This window comes from Mucilaginibacter segetis, from assembly GCF_016522075.1.
Classification (GTDB): Bacteria; Bacteroidota; Bacteroidia; order Sphingobacteriales; family Sphingobacteriaceae; genus Mucilaginibacter; species Mucilaginibacter segetis.
Window position 1 is genome coordinate 101576 of record NZ_JAEHFW010000002.1, and the last position, 21836, is coordinate 123411.

Annotated in this window: 13 protein-coding genes; 3 read left to right on the forward strand and 10 right to left on the reverse strand. The window is 41.1% G+C overall.

The window, feature by feature from the left end; translation table 11 throughout:
- Positions 1-8 precede the first annotated feature (8 nt).
- From I5M19_RS10150 to I5M19_RS10195, 10 genes are all read right to left on the reverse strand, one after another.
- Positions 9-1157 (reverse strand): glycoside hydrolase family 130 protein, encoded by a 1149-nt coding sequence (locus tag I5M19_RS10150; RefSeq protein WP_200066222.1) that lies wholly within the window; start codon positions 1155-1157, stop codon positions 9-11.
- A 213-nt stretch (positions 1158-1370) separates the two neighbouring features.
- Positions 1371-2573, reverse strand: coding sequence for a glycoside hydrolase family 76 protein (locus I5M19_RS10155; RefSeq protein ID WP_200066223.1), 1203 nt, complete (start codon positions 2571-2573; stop codon positions 1371-1373).
- 18 nt (positions 2574-2591) lie between these two features.
- Complete coding sequence (locus I5M19_RS10160; protein WP_235985820.1) at positions 2592-3827, reverse strand: glycoside hydrolase family 76 protein; 1236 nt, start codon at positions 3825-3827, stop codon at positions 2592-2594.
- A gap of 79 nt (positions 3828-3906) precedes the next feature.
- Positions 3907-6273, reverse strand: a complete 2367-nt coding sequence (locus I5M19_RS10165) for a GH92 family glycosyl hydrolase (RefSeq protein ID WP_200066224.1) — start codon at positions 6271-6273, stop codon at positions 3907-3909.
- Positions 6274-6316: 43 nt separating this feature from the next.
- Positions 6317-7534, reverse strand: coding sequence for a glycoside hydrolase family 76 protein (locus I5M19_RS10170; RefSeq protein WP_200066225.1), 1218 nt, complete (start codon positions 7532-7534; stop codon positions 6317-6319).
- 63 nt (positions 7535-7597) lie between these two features.
- On the reverse strand, positions 7598-8716 hold the full coding sequence (locus I5M19_RS10175) for a SusE domain-containing protein (RefSeq protein ID WP_200066226.1): 1119 nt from the start codon (positions 8714-8716) through the stop codon (positions 7598-7600).
- 22 nt (positions 8717-8738) lie between these two features.
- Positions 8739-10370: a RagB/SusD family nutrient uptake outer membrane protein gene (locus I5M19_RS10180; RefSeq protein ID WP_200066227.1), complete on the reverse strand. Its 1632-nt coding sequence runs from the start codon at positions 10368-10370 to the stop codon at positions 8739-8741.
- A 26-nt stretch (positions 10371-10396) separates the two neighbouring features.
- Positions 10397-13552 carry a SusC/RagA family TonB-linked outer membrane protein gene (locus I5M19_RS10185; protein ID WP_200066228.1) on the reverse strand — a complete coding sequence of 1052 codons (3156 nt, stop codon included), beginning with the start codon at positions 13550-13552 and terminating at the stop codon, positions 10397-10399.
- Between the two features lie 49 nt (positions 13553-13601).
- The gene (locus tag I5M19_RS10190; RefSeq protein WP_200066229.1) at positions 13602-15029 is read right to left on the reverse strand and encodes a sugar porter family MFS transporter; all 1428 of its coding nucleotides are present in this window, start codon (positions 15027-15029) and stop codon (positions 13602-13604) included.
- A 5-nt stretch (positions 15030-15034) separates the two neighbouring features.
- Positions 15035-16840, reverse strand: coding sequence for a class I mannose-6-phosphate isomerase (locus tag I5M19_RS10195; RefSeq protein ID WP_200066230.1), 1806 nt, complete (start codon positions 16838-16840; stop codon positions 15035-15037).
- 269 nt (positions 16841-17109) lie between these two features.
- On the opposite strand from I5M19_RS10195, the gene I5M19_RS10200 reads away from it, so the two are divergent.
- The 3 genes from I5M19_RS10200 to I5M19_RS10210 all read left to right on the forward strand — a co-directional run bounded on the left by I5M19_RS10200 (position 17110) and on the right by I5M19_RS10210 (position 21660).
- Entirely contained in the window at positions 17110-17838 is a 729-nt protein-coding gene (locus I5M19_RS10200; RefSeq protein ID WP_200066231.1) for a GntR family transcriptional regulator, read from the forward strand.
- 475 nt (positions 17839-18313) lie between these two features.
- Positions 18314-20143 carry an AIPR family protein gene (locus tag I5M19_RS10205; protein WP_200066232.1) on the forward strand — a complete coding sequence of 610 codons (1830 nt, stop codon included), beginning with the start codon at positions 18314-18316 and terminating at the stop codon, positions 20141-20143.
- Between the two features lie 182 nt (positions 20144-20325).
- On the forward strand, positions 20326-21660 hold the full coding sequence (locus I5M19_RS10210) for a sensor histidine kinase (protein ID WP_200066233.1): 1335 nt from the start codon (positions 20326-20328) through the stop codon (positions 21658-21660).
- Positions 21661-21836 lie beyond the last annotated feature (176 nt).

Here is a 21836-nt window from a genome sequence, read left to right on the forward strand (position 1 = left end):
TAACGTATTTAATTAACTGGGTCTGGTAGTGATGGGTTTGCCGGGTCATAAACCGCGACAGCTACCTTCGAATCGGCACAACCATAATACAGGAACCATTTTTTGTTAAAGTACACCATCCCTTCAATAAACACTGTGCCGTTAACATACTGGCCGCTTTTTTCGAAAGGCTCCATCGGCCGTAAAAAGGGCACATCCAGCCTCGTAATTGGTTTTGACGGATCGTTTTTATCGAACAGCGCCTGCCCTGCACAATAAGAGTTTGCATTGAAGCGCCTATCTCCGTCATCCCCGGCCTTATTCTTTCCGTTATAAAATAAGATGATACCCTTATCTGTCCATATTGCCGGGGGACCGCATTCGGTAAGCTCGCTGTCAAAGTAACCTTTTCTGGGCGAGATGAGTTCTTTTAAAGAACCATCAGCATTTACAACAGGCTTCCAATCTACCAGATTATCTGATGTTGCTGCATAAACATGCAGCTCACCCCAGTACATCCAGTATTTGCCTTTTATTTTGATAACCACCTGCTTGCCGTTTACTACTTTGGTAAGTATGGAAGCCGATTTGTGTGGTATATTTAAAAACTTGCCGTTATACGCATCCTCGAAGATCGGGCCGTGTTTAACCCAGTGTTTAAGATCTCTTGAAGTTGCCACGCCCAGGCGAGGTGTTTCACGGTTCCATTGCGTATAAAACACTACATACGTACCTTTTGCTGTAACTGCCACTCTTGGATCCTCGCAGCCTCCGGGCCATTCGTACTTTTTCTGACTGTCATTATCCGGATAAAAAACGGGTGTTTTACGGCGAACAAAATGCAGGCCGTCGCTGCTGCTGGCATAGCCTAAACGAGATGTACGAAAACCTATACCAACGCCCGAGTGGTCTTCCGCCCTGTATAAAACTACTATCTTATTGTTCAGCAAAGCTGCTCCGGGGTTAAAAGTATCATTTGATTCCCACCCAACCAGCTTTTTTAAAACAGGATCCATAAACCGGGATGAACTGTCCGGAGAAATAATCGGATTAATATGAGCAGGGCGTTTAAATCCGCCAAAGGCCCAATCCGGAAGCCGTCCGCGCTGTGCAAACGCACCTGCCGAGATCAGCAACAATAAAAATGTACATTTTACAAAAGCGGTTAGTTTCTTCATCCTTGATCAGTAAGTTTCTGAAGTATGATCCGGAGAACCTTTAAAGTTTAACCGGAATAAAATTGGTTGCACGATTATACAAATATATAATCATCTGTCCATAAAATACCGTGTATTTATACGGGGTAATTACATTCCCCTATCAAAAAAAACGCTGCCGGATCTCACAACCGACAGCGCGCATATATTAACCAATTTACCAACTAAATGCTTTTACTTTCCCTTTTGCAGGATACTTAAGCGGGCATATAATTCCGCTATGCAGGCTTCATCCAAAAGCCACTTATGTTTCTTTAACTCTTCGGGTTTAGGCAGCCAGCTATGAGTAGTAAAACCATACAGATCGCGGGAATTTTGCCAGGCATAATTAAGATCGTGTTCAATAGCGGCGATATACCGGTAGTTATGATCGATCTTATATAAGGCTTCATAACCTCTGAATAATACGGTTACAAACCACGGCAGATCAATATGCAGGTTCAAATTTTTATCATGGGGAACACTGCTGTAATATTTATAACTATCAGCAGCTAACTGTTTAGCCTGCACCAGATATTTTTGCTCGCCTGTAAAGTGGTAAAGCAGTACGGCAGCTTCTAATAACGAGCCGGTATTATAGGTCCAGAAAACACGGTTTTGCTTACCGTCAAGTTTTACATCGTTAACAATAATACCTGTAGTGGTGTCGCGCAGGGTACTGTACATCCAGTGGTAAAACCTTTTTCCCTGATCCAGGTAATATTTATCTTTACTCCCTTCATATATCTTAAGCGCGGTTAAAGTTGCCATTCCGTTTGTACAGGCCGGTTTTTGATCGTTGTGGCCCTCTAACCAGGTTACACCACCACCAACATCATTGTTCCATCCGCTTAAAATAAATTTAAACACCTCTTTTGCACGCTGCAGATATACCGGGTTTTTTGTGTTGAAATACGATTCCATATAATCTATGCCCACCAATCCATTGTCATCATAATAACGGTCGGCCTTTTCAAACTTCACCGGGTATGCCTGGTAACCCACAGGCTTGCGTACCGTATCACGGTATTGCCTTACACCCGCTACTAAACTATCCTGATATATTTTATATTTATCTTTTAGTCCGGGCACCCTCATTATCACATTTGTTGCGGTAAACATACCGGAGAACGGCCACAAAAAACTCACCTCCTTTTCCTTTACCCCATCCCCCTGGAAATAATTTAAAGTATCTTTTTTACCGGATGGATAATTCTCCGAAAACAAACCTTTTTGCGTTTGTACACGATATTTTTGCCAGATATTGGCATACATTTCCTCTGCACGCTGCCTGTACATTACACCTTTGCTTTTTTGCTGCGCTATAGACGACCGGAAACATCCAAACAGAATAGTGGCTGTAAAAATGAAATGCGAATACTTCTTTATTAAATTCATCAGTTTTTCTTTTATTATTTATCTGTAATCAGACAACATTGCCTGGGTGCGCTGCATCCAGGCCTGATCAACACCCTCCATTCTGGTTTCTACACCACTGCCGTCGAAATTGCAGAAATGATAATACCCGTTGTTAGTGGTATTACGCAGTTTAGCGTTCATGTAATCAATGTTTTGCTGCGCGTAATCAAGCCAGGCTGTATTACCATCTCTTTGGTAAAGTTTTATCATGGCCTGTGATCCCCAAACACACCAGGCAGGATTTATCCTGCCATCAGTAGTATTAAATATGTACACATGGTAGGTGCTGTTCCATAAAGTAGTGTTCATACTAATGCCCAGATTTTGTGCTTTGGTTACGTAAGTATTATCAGCCATTATCTGCCCGTATAATAAAAAAGCCTCTACCATTATAGCATTGTCATACGTAAACTTTTCAGTATGTTTTGTACCGCTACCCGCACCGTCTATTTTCCAGATGTATAACCCCGTAACGGGATCGAGCATATTGCCAACCAACCAGTTTTTTACAGATATCGCCCAGTCCCGGTAATAGGTTTGGCCTGTAATTTGGTAAAGGCGCAAAAATAGCTGCAGTGCCAGTCCGTTAGTTTGCGTTGGCTTACTTTCTTTTATGGTGTTCCACCAAAAACCACCACCGTAGGTATTGTCCCACTGTCCGCTGTTCATTAACCAGTTTGCACATGCTTTAGCAGCATTTAAGTAGTTGGTTTGTGTGGTGCCTGTAGTTACATCATATGCATCGAGGTATGTTACACCCGACAGGGCGTTATCATCCGTGTATTTATCGCCCGATGCACCGGTGCCGTTTACATTAGCCGAGGCGTAATACCCACCGGCAGGGTTTCCGCCATCCCACATATTGTTCATCCAGGTAAAGGTGTTATTCATATATGGCGCATATGCTGTGGCGCCCAACTTTACCATAGCCGCATCGGCATATATCTGGCTTATGTTATACCACTCGTAAGCAGTAGTGGTTTGGGTAGTTGTATTAACCCGGTAGCTATTGTAACTGGTTAATAAACTACCATATACAAAGTTGTGCGTTTCCCCTGCCTTAATGTAATAAGCCGAAGTTACACTTTGCGTTTTCATCTTTTTTTCCACCGCCACAGGTTCCTCATCAACTTGTTTTACAGAAGTGGGCACCTGTTCTTTTTTGCAGGCAACAATACAAACGCCCAGCATAACACATGCTGAAAGTAACTTTATAATTTGCTTAGTTTTCATAATAGATGTTTATATAGGTTTATAGATTATACTTTATAATTCCCTCTTCATCTAATCTCCTGCTTATGGCAAATTAAATTTACTGTGCCGATGGGGGAGGTGTGGCAGTGCCCCAACTCTCGTTTGGCCGGTTTCCCATAGTAAATATCAGTTCGCCACCCTTCATTAACTCATCACGATATAACCAGCAGTTATTTAATGGCTTACCATTAAAAGTTGCCGACTGCACATAAACATTTTCTGCAGAGTTATTTACTGTTTTAACAGTAAGTGTTTTTTTGTTGCCCAACGTAATGGTAGCTTTATCAAACAGCGGACTTCCAAACTCTATAATCGGCCGCAGATCGGTAAGTCCTTTTACATCAAACAGGCCAAGCGCATTCATCACATACCATGAGCCCAACTGTCCCTGATCTTCGTCCTGGCCATATCCATACCCGTGAATAGGCTCGGTACCATAGAATTCTTTACCGATAAGTCTGGTCCATTTTTGGGTTAACCATGGTTTGCCTGAAAAATTGAACAGCCAGCTGATATGCAAATTAGGCTGATTACCATGATTATAGATAGAGTTGATACCTGCAAATGCATCAATGGTTTTTCCACCGCCAAAACCTTGTTTTTCTGATACGGTGAAAATACTGTCAAGTCTTTTATTAAAATTATCTTTACCTATAGCATTTATTAAACCTGCAGGATTTTGCGGCACATAAAAAGTGTATTGTACCGCGTTCCCTTCCTGAAATCCCCTCCAGGGTTGATACGGATCAAAGTTTTCGATGAAGTTGCCGTTGGCCCGTTTAGGCTGCATCAGTTTATTTTGCGGATTAAATATTTTCCTCCACCCGTTAGATAATTCAATAAACCTTTTATAGTCATCCGTTTTACCCATAGCCTTAGCCATTTGCGCAGCAGCAAAAGCGCTGTAACTGTATTCTAAAGTATGGGAGCCCGAAAAATTAGAACCTGTGGAATCGGTTACAAAATCACGCCCTGTTTGGTCCATAAAAGGAACGTATCCGTATTTTAAAAAGGCCTTAATATCTAACTTGCCTGAGCCAACCGGACGATTCTTATAATTTAACTCATTTGCTTTTACCGCTTCATATGCCAGGTTAACATCGTAATTACGTATGCCTGCATCATAGGCTGCAGCTACTGCAAGCCCTACAAAATTTGTACCCACACCAGATACGTATTCGCTGTTGGCAATACCATCACCAAACCAGCCTTTGTCTTTATAAAGTTGTAGCTGTGTGTTCACAAAGCTACCGTACCATTTAGGGTATGATAAGGCCCATAGCTGGGTAATGTTCCAGAAACCGCCCCAAATTGCATCGGTATTAATAAATTCAGCTTTAAGGTCATTATCAGTCTGATCAGGCAACTGGCCTATTTTACCGCCATGTTTTGGATATGCGCCATTTACATCGCTGGCTATACCCCGGCCTAATAAGGCATGAAAAAGCCCGGTGTAAAATTTAGTTTTGTTTTGCTCATCAGTACCTTCAACTGTAATTTTTCCTAATTGCTCGTCCCAGGTATGCTGCGCATTTTCGCGGGCCTGTTCAAAAGATAACCCCGTAGCCTCTGTATCAAAATTTAATTTAGCATTAGCTGTTGATGTGTAAGAAAGCCCTGTTTTAACTTCTATTACTTCTTTATCGGTGGTCTGATAGTTAAGTACCAGTCCTGCGCCTCTTCCGTTAGCTGTGTTAGTGTTCGGTTGTACTTTATTCCCGATAAAAGCGGTAACATTTTCAGGCTTTTTGCTCACCTCACCATAAAAATACATATTCACCTTTCCTTCCGGATCGTATATTTTTACATATTTAGGGTAGGTGCTTACATACCCCTCAAAATGGGTATCATCTATCATTTTAATAGAGGCATCAGTAACTATATCACTTTCTCCCTGCTTGTTACCGATATCCAATATAATATGCGACTGCTGATTCTCAGGAAAAGTATAACGCTGAAAACCCACCCTTTTGGTTGCTGTAAGCTCGGCGGTTATGCCATAATCATCTAATAGAACTTTATAATAGCCGGGTTGTGCCACCTGGTTCTTGCGATCGAAAGTTGACCGGTAACCGCTTGACGGGTTTTCTAACTCACCGGGATTCACTTTAAGCGGACCATTAGTTGGCATGTAACTTATACCACCAACCTGCCATTCGTGAAAATGCACAAAGCCTTCAATAGAGTTTTGCCGGGTATCGTACCCAACAGCTTCCCATCCTGAGGCATTGCCATAATGCCCGTTGGTTGATGGCGCTAATTTGGCCATGCCATAAGGTACAGCCGCAGGTGTGTAAAAAAACCAACGACTGTGTGCTGTACCAATATTAGGATCAACATATTTTAGGACACTTTCGTGCTTAACACTACACCCCGCCATCATCAGCGCTATTAAAGCAACGCCTGAGCTGAACTTACCTTTCATATAATTTATTTTATGGTCGCGGCAAGCCGCGTTGTATTTTTGCTTATTCGTATTTAGACATCATAGCCTGTATCCGCTGCATCCAGGCCTGGTCAACCCCTTCTATTTCGGGCGAACGGTCGTTGCCGGCAAACCCTGAAAAGAAATAATAGGCGTGTGTGTCTTTATTCCTTGCCGCTTTATTTAATGCGTCGATATTATTTTTGGCGTATGTGAGCCATTTGGCGTCATTATCCTGCTCATATAATCTTATCATGCCCTGTGTTCCCCATCCGCACCAGGCAGGATTTACACGGGTTTGTGTGGGGTCGGTATTAAATATATAGCCTTTATATGCTGAATTCCATAATACACTATTCATAGCATTACCCAGCGCCTGCGCTTTTGACAAGTAGCTGGCATCATTAGTGGCTTTACCAAACAGTATGTCAGCTTCAATCATTATAGCGTTATCGTAGGTAAATTTTTCGGTGTGTTTAGTTCCCGCACCTGCTCCGTCTATTTTCCATATATACAAACCTGTGGCGCTATCCATCATATTATTGCGCAGCCAATTGTTAACCATAACTGCCCAGTCACGATAAATAGTTTCTCCGGTTATGGTGTATAAACGGGCAAACAACTGCATAGCCACCCCATTACTTTGGGTAGGCTTATCAGGTTTAGAAGTATTCCACCAAAAACCACCGCCATAAGTGCTATCCCACAAACCACTGTTTATCAGCCAGTCGGCACATGCTTTGGCTTTATCCAGGTATGCTTGTTTATCATTACCGGAAGTAATATCATACGCTTCCAGATACACCATACCGGTTAGGCCATTATCGTCAACAAATTTATCGCCCGCCGCACCGGTACCGTCAAGGTTAACCGATGCAAAATATCCACCCCGCAAGTCGGCCTTATCCCAAAAGTTTTCCATAAAGGCAAAGGTTTTATTCATATAAGGCAAGGCGGATGCATCACCGGCTGATACCAATGCTGCATCGGCATATATTTGACTTACATTATACCATTCATAACAATTGTTTGAATGCGTGGTAGTATTAGCGCGGTAGCTAAAACTGGAGGTAAGAAAATTATTAGTTATAAAACTGCGCGTTTCTTTTGCCAGTGTTAAATATGATGTGGTAGTTACCGGTGTATCTGTTGGCGGTTTACTACCGCCGCCACCGGGCGTTGGTTGTACCGTTTTATCTTTACTGCACGATGATAACGCTACAATAGTAACCGTTACCAACCCAAATAATACTTTTTTCATGATGATAGAATTTAATAGCACCTGCAGCAAAAAAACCGCAGGTGCGTAAATGTTTGTAACGGCTTATAGTACCGTTACCTTATGCGTATAAGCGTCAGGGGTAAACATTACATCAACCTTAACATGTTTTCCATCAGCAGACGGATCAAACTTGTAGGTGTTATCCCACTGCGCATTAGTTACCGGCACTAAATAAAAGTAAGAGGCAGGTTGGCCTGCAGGCGCAACGTTATTAGCATTAGAACTACCCATATACTCCATACCTGCTGCAGTATGCAATATGAATTTATAACGCTCATCGCGGCCCCATGAGAACTGGTAAAACTCAACCGGTACATTAGCAGCTTCAAAAGTACCGTTCGACGTATAATTAAGCGTACCTATCTCTGTATTATATGCAGACATATACAGGCCGATCGATTGTATTTCGAGCGATTTTGCAGTTGCAGATGTAAAGTCGAAATTTAAGCGATAAGCCTTTTGCGAACCGCTAACCGTAATTGGTGTGCTGCCTTCTTTAATTACGCCGTTTTCAACATAATACTGTTTTCCGCCATCGCCGGGCTTGTCTGTAAGCAAATAGTCACCAGCCTTTAAAGAGGTATAAATCTCAAATACACCATCTTCTATCTTTTTGAGTTTAACAGCTTTGGTAATATCCGTACCACCTTCAGTTGCCGAACCGGTCAAATAAAGTTCGGCCGGGTTTTCAGCAAAACCTGCAGGGCGATCTACCTGTAATGTTCTGGATACCGTACCCACTTTATTATTAGTTCCCTTTGATGCTATAACTGTCCACTTCAACTTTCCGGTACTTAAGGACTGGATACCGGCCATGCTGGCTATCTTATTAAGTTGCTTATGAGTTATGGTGATCTGAGCGTCCACACCACCACCATCAGATACGGTTTTGTAAACCGGGTTACTAAAATCACCCCCTTCTTTATCAAAAGCAATTTCATATAGTATCAGGGTGCCATTTTCTGAAGTAGCAGGCTCCCATTTAAATAACACCGATGCCTGACTTGTCGGGTCTAATGCTATATCCTCATTATCATTAGGCGATGCTAATGTACCTACCGGGGTCAAACTTAAGTCTAACGGCCGACTATCCTTTTTACAGGAGGTGATTGAAATAATGGCAAGCAGCATTATACCGCCCAATCTCATTAAATTTTTCATATCGTTTAAATTTTTAAAATTCTTAATTATTGTAACCGGGATTTTGGGTAAGGTTGCTGTTCAACTGAATATCGTGTGCCGGTATAGCCCACAAATAATCTCTTTGCGGATTGAACTTCCTTAATTGTACACGTATATATCCGTTATCGGTGTTTTGATCTGATGAGAACTTAGCGCCGTGTGCATATCCGTTCATCACATTTTCAGCTATTTTCCAACGGCGGATATCATCTGTCCGCAAGCCCTCTAAAGCAAATTCCACCCTTCTTTCGCGTCTGATGATATTGGTCATATCAGCAGGACCCGGATAGTTTAACGCACTGGCTTGGGTAAAACCGGCTCTTGCGCGAAGTGCTCCAATGGTTTTATTCCACACGCTGGCATCCATCTGGCCAAGGCTTTGTTTAGCTTCGGCATAATCAAGCAAGATCTCTGCATATCTGAACAGGTGCAGATTATTACCCGATACAAAGTTTGCCTGTGCACTTGGGTCGAAATATTTTCTCCAATAGTAACCAGTTGCCGATGCAGCCTGTGATCCTGCGCTATACTCGTCCAATCCGGGTTGTACGGGATCGGAACCTGGCTTAATATATATTGTTTTGGTAGTATTATCCGGTTTAACCCATTGGTATCCGTCATAAACTACTGTGGCAGTTAAACGCGGATCGCGGTTGGCATAAGGGTTGCTTTCCGAAAAGCCTGATCCTGCCTCGTTAATACCTTTACCATTCAACATAATATAATCATTAACAAGCTCCTGTGTAGGCGCAAGGCTGCTCACACGGCCACCAACAGTACGTGGGGCAAAATCCCAAAAGTCCTGCCAGGTGCGTATGGTTGGCACGTATTGTAACGACAGGATAATTTCGTCGCTGTTCTTATTAACATTAGGATCGCTGAACAAGGCACTATAGCTCGGAGCCAAAGAGTAAGTTCCGTAAGTGGCCTGGTCGTTCATTAATTTTTCACAAACGGTTACCACATCTGCCATGCGGTCGCCCTGGTACAATAATACCCTTGCCTCTAAAGCTAAGGCCGCACCTTTAGTTATACGTCCGTTTTCGGAAGCCGGCAATTCATTTTTTGAGGGAAGATCAGCGATGGATGCATCCAGTTCATCAAGTATAAACTTAACTACATCAGCCTTAGGCGAACGCGGTATTACCTGTGCTTCTTCAGGCGTGCCGTTATGATCCATAATAGGAACATCGCCGTACCATTTGGTTAAATTAAAATGCTGAAAAGCGCGTATAAAACGAGTTTCGGCTTTTAAGCGGGCAATGGTTGCAGCAGGTAACGTTGTGTTTTGGTCAACATTATCCAAAAATATATTACATGATTTTATGGACGAATAGTAAAACGCCCAGTCATTCTGAAACTTAGCCGTAAGCGAGGTGGCATTACCACTGGCTATCAGGTTAAGGTCGCCGCTTGGGGAGTAGGCATTATCAGATAATGCTTCGGCATTAAAATATAACCCGCTGTTATAAATTAAGCTGTAATTATTGTACAAAGCGCTGTACACGTTCTCATCAACCTTCCAAAAGGTAAGGTCTGAGAATTTATCTGTTGGCGCAATATCGAGTTTTTTACAACCCGATACGATTATAATCGCAACAGATACGATCAAAAGCTTTTTTAAAAATTTCATTTTTATATGTTTTAAATATGATCTGTTTAGAATGTTACATCAAGTCCTAACCCGTAAAATACAGGTAGCGGATACTGCCTTGCACTGTTTGAGGCAGATGTCGGATTTAGGTTATTACCAAACTCGGTTGTTTCAGGGTCAATAAAGTTTAATTTGCTTATAGTGGCTAAATTTTGGCCTATAATTGATAACCTCAATTTTTCGATACCTAATTTTTGGGTGATATTTCTCCCGAAGTTATAGCCGATGTTAACATTTTTCAACCTTGCGTAAGCCGCATTATACTTATACAGGTCTGAACCGGTGCGCCAGTTGTTGGTATTAGATGGCGAACCGATATTAGCCAATATCGGATATCGTGCATCCGGATTGGTAGGTGACCAAATATCAGTTTGATGTTCATATACAGTTGCCCCGTAACCATAATGGAAAGGCTCAACAAGTTCACCGCGAAGAAATGCATCACGCTTGCCCACACCTTGTATAAATACCGACATATCAAACCCTTTGTAAGCTATACGGTATGTAAAACCAAAAGTGTAGCGGGGGAAAGGATTACCTAATATGGTTTTATCTTTCTCGTCAATTATGCCATCGCCGTTCAGATCTTTAAATTTAAGATCGCCTGGCTGTACGGTATTCCCGGCAATTTTAGGGGAATTTGCTATATCCTGCTGATCCTGGAAAAAGCCATTTGTTTCATATCCGTAATATTGTGTTACGGGCTCGCCTACTCTGCGTATAAGCTGGAACACATCCTGGTTATAAATTTGCTCCCTGGTATCACCGGTCAACTTCAACAATTTATTTTGATTGTCGGCAACGTTCACACTAAAGCTTTGGGTAACATTTTTACCTCGCAAATTATAGGTTAATGATGCTTCCCATCCTGTAGCACGTACTTTAGCCACATTAAAATCAGGAGATGCTGCGCCAAATATTAAAGGCACATCCTGTCTTGGCTGCAATATATCACTGGTTGTTTTTCTGAAATATTCAAACGTAGCGGTTAGTTTATCATTAAATAATCCCGCATCAAAACCTAAGTTTAAACTTGCAGCACGCTCCCAGGTAAGATCATGATTTGACAGTAATGTTCCTGCACCACCTACCGGTATATTATTGAAACCATAGGCGCTGGCATAATTAAAGTAAGTAGTTTGATATTGGTAGTTATTTACGTTTTGGTTACCTACCACACCATATGATGCTCTTAATTTAAAAGTGCTTACCGTATTGCGAATGTTTTGCATAAACGGTTCTTCACTAACTATCCAGCCTGCACTTACTGACGGGAAAAAACTCGCCCTGTTACCTGCCGCGAATTTTGATGAAGCATCATCACGGAAAAGTGCTTCTAATAAATAACGGTTTTTGTAGGTGTAATTTACCCTGCCAAATAACGAAAGCAAACTGTTTGAATTGATGCCTATACTGTTATTTGAATTGATAGGATCAACTATTGTTCCGGTGGTAGGTGTTCCTAACAGCGGATCGGTTAACGTTTTTTGTAACTGGAAACCACGCTGCGAATAATTTTCGCTTGATGCACCTAACTGAATTTTAAATTCGTGATCGGATATTTTTTTGGCGTATTCGGCATAAACCTTTGTATTCAGCAATAAGGATTTACTGTTGCCATCTAATACGGTAAGGTCATTACCATAAACACCGGCCGGCAAATAATCTACCTGTGTTCTTCTGAAAAAGGTGCCATTATTCTGAATAGTTCCGCCAAATTCTCCGGTTAATTTTAAGTCTTTGGTGATACTTAATTGTCCGTTAAACGCGCCAAATATCTCATCATTATCGGCCTGGTTATAACCACCTTTTTCAAGTACGCCGTACTCATTATACTGTGATGCTACCGGATTGGTAAGATAGTTTCCATCAGCATCCTGCCAGTTATAATTATGCGGCACACGGTTAGCATCTGCAAAAATGTTGTTATCGCCTACGCTGTTTGTTTTATTGCGCGTTTTGGTATAATTAAGAATAATATTGGTTCTTAATTTGCCTATTACAGATGTCTGGTTTAACCTCAGGTTATACTTTTGATAACCAAAATCGGCACCCGAACCGCCGTTACCTATTAAATTACTACCCTGGTTTTGGTAACCGGCAGATATATAATAAGAACTGTTTTCGCCACCGCCTGTAATACTCACATTATGAGATTGCTGCGGAGCCTGCTTCAGCAGGTGTTCTACATCCCACGTACCTGTACCCTGATCGGCGATATCCTGTATCTGCTCGGGGGTATAGGCAGGCGGCAAACCTGAATTAACCAACGACTGATTTTTATAAAACGCATTCTGGGCGGCATCTACCTTGTGTACCAATACCCTTGCATCCTGCAAGCCAAAGCTACCGGAATATGATATACTTTGTTTTGAATTGAATTTACCGGCCTTAGTGGTCACCAAAATTACGCCATTGGCAGCACGTGAACCATAAATAGCCGCGGAACCTGCGTCTTTTAATATAGATACGCTTTCGATATCATTAGGGTTAAGCGTATTTAAGTTCCCTCCAACTATACCGTCAATAACTACCAGCGGGCTATTATCTCCCAGTGTACCTACACCGCGTATGTTAACGGTAACATCACTACCAGGATCTAAGGTACTTTGCTGAATAATTAAGTTAGGTGATTCGCCTTGCAAGGCCTGAAAAGTATTTAATACGGGCTTGTTCTCTATATCCTTTGAGCCGATAGTAGCTACAGCACCGGTAAGGTTGATTCTTTTTTGTGTACCGTAACCTACAACTACAACTTCATTCAGCTTATTATCTTCAGGTTTTAAGCTGATGTTTATTTCAGATTTACCTGCAATAGCAACTTCCTGAGTTGCAAAACCGATGAATGAGAATGTAAGGCTTTTATTTGCATATGCATCAGGTATGTTTAATTTATAAATACCATTAACATCGGTTACTGTACCTATGGTAGTTCCCGCGATACTAACATTTACGCCCGGTAATGGCTGGTTGGTATCATCAACCACTTTACCGCTAACGGTGATATCAAATGCATGTTTTACATACCGGTTATTAGCGGCTACCGCCTTTGCCTGTGTAAATCCGCAAGGCAACACAGCAAAGCCAAGCAGCCCGGCTACCAGCGATCTGTTATAAAGTCGCTTTAGTTTTTTTAATTTGTGTAATAATTTTAATCTCATAACGGTGGTGTTTTATTGGTTATATATTGTTATTGGGTATAATTGCTTTTTATAATTCAGTTTTATACTTTGCTTTATAGGTCTCTTTCCAGTAGTTCTCAATGTTCTCCAGTGAACGGCCTTTGGTTTCGGGTATAAGTTTCCAGGTTATCCACAGGGCGGGCGAACAGCAAATGGCAAAAATCCAGAACGTCCAGGACGAGCCCAGGCCTTCCAGCATTACCGGCGTTAACTGCCCAACTAAAAAGTTGCCTACCCATAATGATAATGTTGCCAGCGCCATAGCCTTTCCTCTGATGGCATTAGGGAATATTTCGCCTACAACAACCCAGCAAACCGGACCAAAAGAGAAAGCGAAGCAGGAAATAAACGCCAGGATGAAAATAAGTATCCACGGGCCCGAGGTTATGCCCAGCGCAAATAATGCACCTATAATTACAAGCGATACTACGGCGCCGCCAACCCCGGCAAAAAGCAAAGGTTTACGTCCCCATTTATCAACAGTAAAAATGGCCACGAACGTAAAAATTACGTTCACCAACCCAATGGTCACCTGCCCGCCGAGCGCATTATTTAAAGTAAAACCTGCCTGCTCCAAAATTCTGGGGCCGTAATAGATCACCGCGTTTATACCGCAAACCTGCGACAGAAAAGGCAATAACATACCTATCCAAAGCGCTTTGCGGTATACAGGTTTAAACAACTCTTTCAGCGAAGTATCATCTTTATCCTCCTGTTCTTTAAATGCCCGTATTTCGTTAGCGGCTGCTTTCGCGCCGTCAATTTTGGTTAAAACAATTGCAGCGCGCCGCTCATCCCCTTTCAGGAGCAACCATCGTGGTGATTCCGGTACCATAAATAGCGATACCAGGAAAATAGCGGCAGGTACTGCGCCTAATCCCAGCATGGCCCGCCAAACCTCGGCCGAAAAAATAGTATGCATACTGCCGCTCCCCTGAACGTCGGCTGCGTGATTGGCCAGATAAGCATTTGAAAAATAGGCCAGTACAATACCAATTGTCAATGCCAGTTGATAAAGCGATACCATCATGCCGCGATAACGCGATGGCGAAAACTCAGATATATATAAGGGCGATACCATAGAGGCCACCCCGATACCCAGCCCTCCGATAAGGCGGAATATGATAAGTGTGGTAAACGAATCAGACAGCATACAGCCCAGCGCCGATGCCAGAAATAACACGGCCGAAATAATAAGTACTATTTTACGGCCATACTTATCGCTTAACTTACCCGAAAAGCTCACGCCGATTATACATCCCAGTAATGCGCAGCTCACAAACCAGCCTTCGCTTACAGCGCTAAGATTAAAATCATTTTTTACCAGGCTAACCGTACCCGAAATAACAGCGGTATCAAACCCGAATAAAAAGCCACCGAGTGCAGCCACCAGGCATACCAGGTACAGGTAGGTGCTGCTCTTCTTAGCTTCTGTGTTGTTTATGGTATTTGTCATTGCTGTTATTTTAAAAATGCTTTGATCACTTTAGCACGACCTTTGCCCGTATTAGTTAACGTGTATGATTGCGCTGCAGCAGGTATTACAAATGTTTCGGCGTAGGCAAATTCCTTTTTAGTACCGTCGGCTGTTTCCAGCAGAACAGCCTGCCCTTCAACAAGCATCAATACATGGCATACATTATTAGTTTCTACGGTTACTTTGTGGTCAAACTCTATGCGATGTACATCATAAAAATGCTCGGCATGGGTTGGCACATGTACTAACTGATAACCGGCCCCGCTTTCTATTACCTGTGGTTTTGATATCAGCTCGCGGTATACCTGCTTGCCTTTGCGGTTAAAATCGAGGTTGTTAAATGCATGGTCAATGTTTATCGGGCGGGGGTTCCCATCCAGATCAAGCCGTACCCAGTCGTACATTTTAAACGTAAAAATGTAAGGGGTAGCGCTTATCTCCAGCACCAGGTTGCCGGCACCTGCGCTGTGCACTGTGCTGTTGGGTATTAAAAACAGATCGTGTTTTTTTGCCGGGTGCGATTGTACATATTTTTCAATCCCTATCTCTGTTCCGTTTTCCTGACTCTCTTCCAGTACATTTCTGAATTCATCCGGATCAATACTATCCTGAAAACCCAGGTAAACCCGTGCATTATCTTCACAGTCTAAAATATAATACGTTTCATCCTGCGTAATGGTCTCGCCAAAATTCTCCTGTATATACTTCAGTTTTGGATGGCACTGAATGGACAGGTTACCACCATCATAAGTATCCAGGAAATCAAACCGGATAGGGAATTCGTCGCCAAATCTTTCGGCGTGTTTACCAAGTATGTTTTGGTTATTACTGAACATTATGGTATCAAAAGAAACCTCCAGCAAATTACCGTCGCTCTCAAAAACCAGCCCGTTCTCCGGTACGATCAACTCGAACGACCAGGCCAGGTTGATCACATCCTTATTGATATGATCAATATTATTCTTTATCCATTGCCCTCCCCATGCGCCGGGCTCAAACCACGGGCGCACGCGTAATACTGATGTACTTAATTTATTAAGGCCCTCTTCAAGATCCTTTTTGTACATCCAGTTAATGGTATCAGGCCATTGCCCGTCAGCCATTACCGCTATTTTATTCAGGATGGCCTTTTTGTGGCTGTTTAGCATTACCCAATCCACAAAATAAAACCGCTTATACATCTGAAAAGGAGCGTTTACATCAGCTACCCCTAAATTGGTTATGCTTCCGGCCCGCATTCTGAATTGCAATTCATTTTTTGGCAGGTCTATATAAATCAGCGAAGCATCCCAGCCGCACAAAGCAGCACCCGTACCTATTATAATGTTGATATCGCTATCTGTTGGTTGCTGACCGGTAAGGCTGGTATCGTAAAGATCACTTAATGTAAGATCCGTTTTAGTTCCCCAAACAGATCCATATTCGCCTAAAAACGGTTCCACCAATAATTCAATTTCGCCAGCGGGTTTTAAAAGGTCTTCCGTCTTTATCCAGTTTACGCTTAATCCGGCCCCGGTAAAATGCATCTGTAAGGCAGCCTGTATCTTATCCCAAAAAACGCCTGCATAACCATCTATCACCACCACCTTTTGGTCAATAATATATTCGGCCAAAGTGTCGAATCCGTTAAATATCTTTCCTGCACCTAATGCATGTGCCGGATAAACATTGTACCCGTCTTTAGCGTTCGGTGTAGTGTTTAAGTTAGCGGGCATTAAAAACTGCGTTGTTTTTCTCACTTCAGCTTCAATACTTGTTGCCTGGTTCCGGTCTTTAGTATCAATATCCATTTATTTGTAGTAATGTATGTACATATTAATTTATACATAAAAAGCCCAAAGGCATAAATTATGTGTCGCAAAAAGAATTAATATAAGTGGTTTATAAGTTATATTGTACAAACATATGAACAAATATTAAATTTGCAAATAAATAATCAAATAAATCCTAACCCGTAAATACAGGGGTAATAGCGGTTAAATGATCTTTTACCGGCTCTATTATGTACATACATTAAACTTTTAGATTAAAATTATTATCATTGTATATAACTATTTGTATGAAATATTCCTTAGATCATAAAAGCCCCGTTCCGTTGCATATACAAGCGGAAGAACTTTTAAGAAACCTGATCGCCGAAGAAGAATTTCAGAACGGCAAGTTACTGCCCAACGAGGTGGAACTGGCAAAAATGCTCGCCATATCCCGCACTACCCTGCGCCATGCTATCAATAAGCTGGTTTTTGAAGGATTACTTATCCGCAAGAAACGTACAGGCACAAAAGTTAACCAGGCAACGGTGAGTTCAAAATCAAACAACTGGTTAAGCTTTTCGCAGGAGATGAAATTGCGGGGCATCACTATAAAAAACTTTGAGCTGCATGTTACCTGGGTTTACCCGGATGAAATGCTGGCTAATTTTTTTGAGATAAAAACCGACCGCAAGGTATTAAAAATGGAACGGGTACGAGGCAAACCCAATGAGCCTTTTGTATATTTTATATCTTATTTTCATCCGCGTATCGGCCTTACGGGCGATGAAGATTTTAAGCGCCCGCTTTATGAACTCCTGGAGATGGACCACTCCACTGTTGCAACCTTATCAAAGGAAGAGATAAGCGCACACGCAGCTGATGATGATATTGCCGCTAAACTGCGGATAAAAAATGGCGAACCGGTGCTGTTCCGCAAGCGCTTTGTGTTTGACCAGGGCGAAAGGCCGCTGGAATATAACCTGGGCTATTACAAAGCGGATAGTTTTGTATATACGGTAGAAAGCCGAAGGTAAGCAGGAAATACATTTTACAATTACAAGCTGCAATAAACCCTCCGCCACACTCCTATGAACCTACCTACAAATTAAACTTTTACATTGTGCCTGTAGGCACGTTTGGTACAGGGATATCTTAACATGTTTTATGGTGCCGTAAAGATAAGTAATGTAATGCGGCTATACACATATATGGCTAAAGTAAAAAGAGGCTGACACTACGCTACACCCAAACGTGGTTGATTTCGAATAATCTGTAAGAATAACGTAATTTCCGTCTGGAGAAATTTCGCGGCGATGTGGAATAAATCTGGCCGAGATAGATAAGGTTGAATAATTTAATATATTGAATTTCAATTCTAAATTTTAAATATTTATCTCTTTTAGGCTAAATAGATATCGTGTGAATTGAGTATAGTAGAAAACTATAAATAAGAGCTATATTTTATAAAATTTAATCTATTACCTTTATAAATGCCAAACCTATTATCAAATGAGTAAATATCAGACTTTAATCACAATTTTAGATGAATTGCGAAAAGAAGCTCCAATTCAGTATAAAAAATATTACCCGCTGGAAAGCGATAATGAAAAAACAAACCAAGCAAGATCGCAAGCTTTCATTCATCTATTTCTTAAAGTTAAATTTGGACTACTAACTTTTTTAGAGAGGGAGAGCTATATTACAGATGGCACTGATGATGGCGGAGTAGATGGCTATTTCATAGATAAGGAAAACGAACATATTTATTTCATTCAATCAAAATTCCGCAATAGTGAAGAAAATTTTGAAAATGTAAATATTGAGTTAGATGAGATACTGAAGATGGAATTAGATAGGATTACTAAAGGTGAAACCATAGGATCCAACGGACGAGAATATAACCCCAAGATTCAATCGTTAATCAAATCAATTGACGAAATCTCTAATAAGCCTAAATGGAAAGAGATAGTAATAGTTTTAGCTAACGTAAAAGACAAGCACAGGGATAAAATTAATCATCTAACACAGTTTCCAACAGAAATTTTCAATTTTGATAAAGTTTATGACGACTTAATTTTCCCAGTTGTTTCAGGGACATTTTTCAGGCAAAGTGAGTTAAAAATAACTATAAATGTTAATCCCAATACAAAGAATAACATTATAGACTATGATGTCGATACGGCAATAAAAGAATGTAATATTCGTGTCTTATTTGTACCCACAATAGAAATTGCAAAAATACTTTATAAATATAAAAACTCCATACTTAAATTTAATCCAAGAAGCTATCTTGATTTAGCCGGGGGGTCTGTAAATTCAAAAATCTATCGTTCCATTACTGATATAACAACGAACGAATTTGCACTCTACAATAACGGTATTACAATGCTGTCGGACAAAACTTATTACAGTGATAGAACTGGTAGAAAGAGAGAAGCAGAAATGATTGTAACAAATCCTCAAATTATAAACGGCGGCCAAACTGCATTTACATTAAGCAGGATTTATGAAGACAAGCTAAATACACATAGCGAAATGGAAGTTTTCGAAAACAAAGAGGTGTTATTAAAGATAATCACTTTCGAAGAAGATCTTGAAACAAAAATAGATGAAGAAAGTAAATTAAAATTAATAGAAGCAATTTCTAAAGCAACCAATGACCAAACAGCTGTAACAGATGCTGATCGAACTTCAAATGATAAAATCCAAATAGAGGTACAAGAAAGTATCTTTAAAAAGTTTGGGTATTTCTACGAGCGTAAACGTGGGGAGTTTGGTGACGGCTTGCGTAGTAAATATATCGACAGATCAAGGATTGTTGATCGCGAGACATTCATAAGGATTAGTTACGCCATAAATGGACATCCTGGTCAAGCCAGAAGAGTTGGCACGAAGTTCTTATTTAAAAAAAGAAATATAAATTTAACGTTGCCTGACATTAATAATATAGATAAATACTTTTTTGGATATAAGGTATTTGGTTATTTAAATGAAATTCAAAAATCATTTGACAAAGATTTAAAAAACAGGTTCGGGCAAGCTCAATATGGAAACTCACTACGTTACGGAAAAATAGCAGTTGTAACGGTTGTAAGCAGACAGTACGCTAAAAACGGGCATAATAGTGATTTTAATTCCGCTATCATTGAGTTAACAAAAATAGTATTAGAGTCTTGGAAGGAATTTGAAGAGCATATTCAAAATATCCCCAGGAATGAAATATATTTCATTAGATATAGAGAGCCCGAAACTAATATTGAAACAATAGAACTTAATTATGATAATTATTACAAGAGCAATTCAATTATAACAGATTTAAATAGTTTTTTTAATATTTAAAAAGCCTTTTATTTATAAAATAATTATAATTACTTGCTATAATCGCAAGCCCCAGCTTGCAGTTTCATATACAGTACTAACCGAATCACTTTTCGCACGCACCAAATTACTCATTGCCGCCCTCCAATTTATTTTTATTTAACCTTAGTTAAGTAAAACACGTATACTACAGCTAGCAACATATGTTTAAAAAAATAAATGATCTGTGGTTCAGGCTCATCGGCGATGGAAATGCTTTCAGTTTAGAAAGTCGCATCTTTCATTCCATAAGCATCGCATTAATTTTTGTGACGGCTTTTTATATCCCCTATGATTTTTTTGCCGGTCTGTACGTAGCTGCTTTATCCAGTCTGTTTTTTGCCGGCTTTTTTTTCTATCAGTATTATAACTCGCGGGTTCGCGGTAAGCCACACAGTAATTTGCTGTTTGGTTTGCTGGGGCTGGTAATTTTATCGGTCAACTATTTTGCCAATTCGGGTATCAACGGCTCAACCGATCTGGTATGGCCGGCTTACCTGTTGCTGGTGTTTGCTATTTCGCCCTACCGGCAGCACCTTGCATGGCTATTGGTTTATCTGGCAACGTTCCTGATACTGCATTTGGTGGCCTATTACTACCCCCAACTGGTAAAATATCCTTTCAGCGCAGGTATGGGCCAACTTACAGACCGCATTACAGCCTTCCCTTTACCTGTAATTGTTATATATATTGTTATAAAGTTTATAAGACGCAACTACGACAAAGAAAAAACAACGGCCGAGGAAAAGGCAACAGCCGTTGAAACCCAAAACCAGCAAATATTAAAGCAAAAGCGCCTGTTAGAGGAAAGCAACGCGGAGAAAGACAAGCTGATGTCCATTATATCGCATGATATGCGCGCGCCGCTCGTTGGCATAAAAGGATACCTGGAACTATTGAAGGGGGTAGACCTTGACGACCACCAAAGCAGATCATTACAAAAAGAATTGCTGGAGGCTACCAACAGCACCATGGATATGCTCACCAATTTGCTGCAATGGTCAAAATCGCAAATGGAAGGGCCCACCATTACCACTTTACCTGTTAACCTTTTTGCCACGCTAAAGGGCACGCTGGAAATGGGTAAAGCACAAGCCGCCCGCAAAAACATTACACTGGGGTACCATATCGACGATCAGATTGACGTATTGGCAGATACGGATATGCTGCAATTAGTAGTGCGTAACCTGGTTAGCAATGCCATTAAATTTACTCCGCCGGGCGGTATCATCAATATAGATGCCCGCATGATACAGCACGAATGTAAAATAACCGTGAGCGATAATGGTAAGGGTATTGATAAACACAAGCAGGAAAAAATATTCTCCATTAATACCGAACCCGGCTTTGGCACCAATAACGAGAAAGGCGTAGGCCTGGGCCTGCTGCTTTGCAAGGAATTTATTGAGCGGCAGGGCGGCCGCATAGGGTTTGAAAGCACCTTTGGCCGGGGCTCCAGCTTTTTTATTTTTATACCGCCGCATGATAAAACTCCGTAGTAATAAACCAACCCGAGCCGCGCCTTCGGTAGCACTGTTCCCTGTTTTTCCTACCCGTATTTCTGTTCCGTTTTCTCAAAAGCGGAACACTTTTTAAAATATTTTAGTTAATTAATTATCAAACACTTACCGGATTTATCTAAAGCTCAGGGACAACAAATCTAAAAAAATAAAAA

What these genes read in the sequence shown, in the direction of transcription:
- I5M19_RS10150 (WP_200066222.1), bottom strand. Translation starts at nt 1,157, where the DNA reads ATGAAGAAACTAACCGCTTTTGTAAAATGTACATTTTTATTGTTGCTG.
- I5M19_RS10155 (WP_200066223.1), bottom strand. Translation starts at nt 2,573, where the DNA reads ATGAATTTAATAAAGAAGTATTCGCATTTCATTTTTACAGCCACTATT.
- I5M19_RS10160 (WP_235985820.1), bottom strand. Translation starts at nt 3,827, where the DNA reads ATGAAAACTAAGCAAATTATAAAGTTACTTTCAGCATGTGTTATGCTG.
- I5M19_RS10165 (WP_200066224.1), bottom strand. Translation starts at nt 6,273, where the DNA reads ATGAAAGGTAAGTTCAGCTCAGGCGTTGCTTTAATAGCGCTGATGATG.
- I5M19_RS10170 (WP_200066225.1), bottom strand. Translation starts at nt 7,534, where the DNA reads ATGAAAAAAGTATTATTTGGGTTGGTAACGGTTACTATTGTAGCGTTA.
- I5M19_RS10175 (WP_200066226.1), bottom strand. Translation starts at nt 8,716, where the DNA reads ATGAAAAATTTAATGAGATTGGGCGGTATAATGCTGCTTGCCATTATT.
- I5M19_RS10180 (WP_200066227.1), bottom strand. Translation starts at nt 10,370, where the DNA reads ATGAAATTTTTAAAAAAGCTTTTGATCGTATCTGTTGCGATTATAATC.
- I5M19_RS10185 (WP_200066228.1), bottom strand. Translation starts at nt 13,552, where the DNA reads ATGAGATTAAAATTATTACACAAATTAAAAAAACTAAAGCGACTTTAT.
- I5M19_RS10190 (WP_200066229.1), bottom strand. Translation starts at nt 15,029, where the DNA reads ATGACAAATACCATAAACAACACAGAAGCTAAGAAGAGCAGCACCTAC.
- I5M19_RS10195 (WP_200066230.1), bottom strand. Translation starts at nt 16,840, where the DNA reads ATGGATATTGATACTAAAGACCGGAACCAGGCAACAAGTATTGAAGCT.
- I5M19_RS10200 (WP_200066231.1), top strand. Translation starts at nt 17,110, where the DNA reads ATGAAATATTCCTTAGATCATAAAAGCCCCGTTCCGTTGCATATACAA.
- I5M19_RS10205 (WP_200066232.1), top strand. Translation starts at nt 18,314, where the DNA reads ATGAGTAAATATCAGACTTTAATCACAATTTTAGATGAATTGCGAAAA.
- I5M19_RS10210 (WP_200066233.1), top strand. Translation starts at nt 20,326, where the DNA reads ATGTTTAAAAAAATAAATGATCTGTGGTTCAGGCTCATCGGCGATGGA.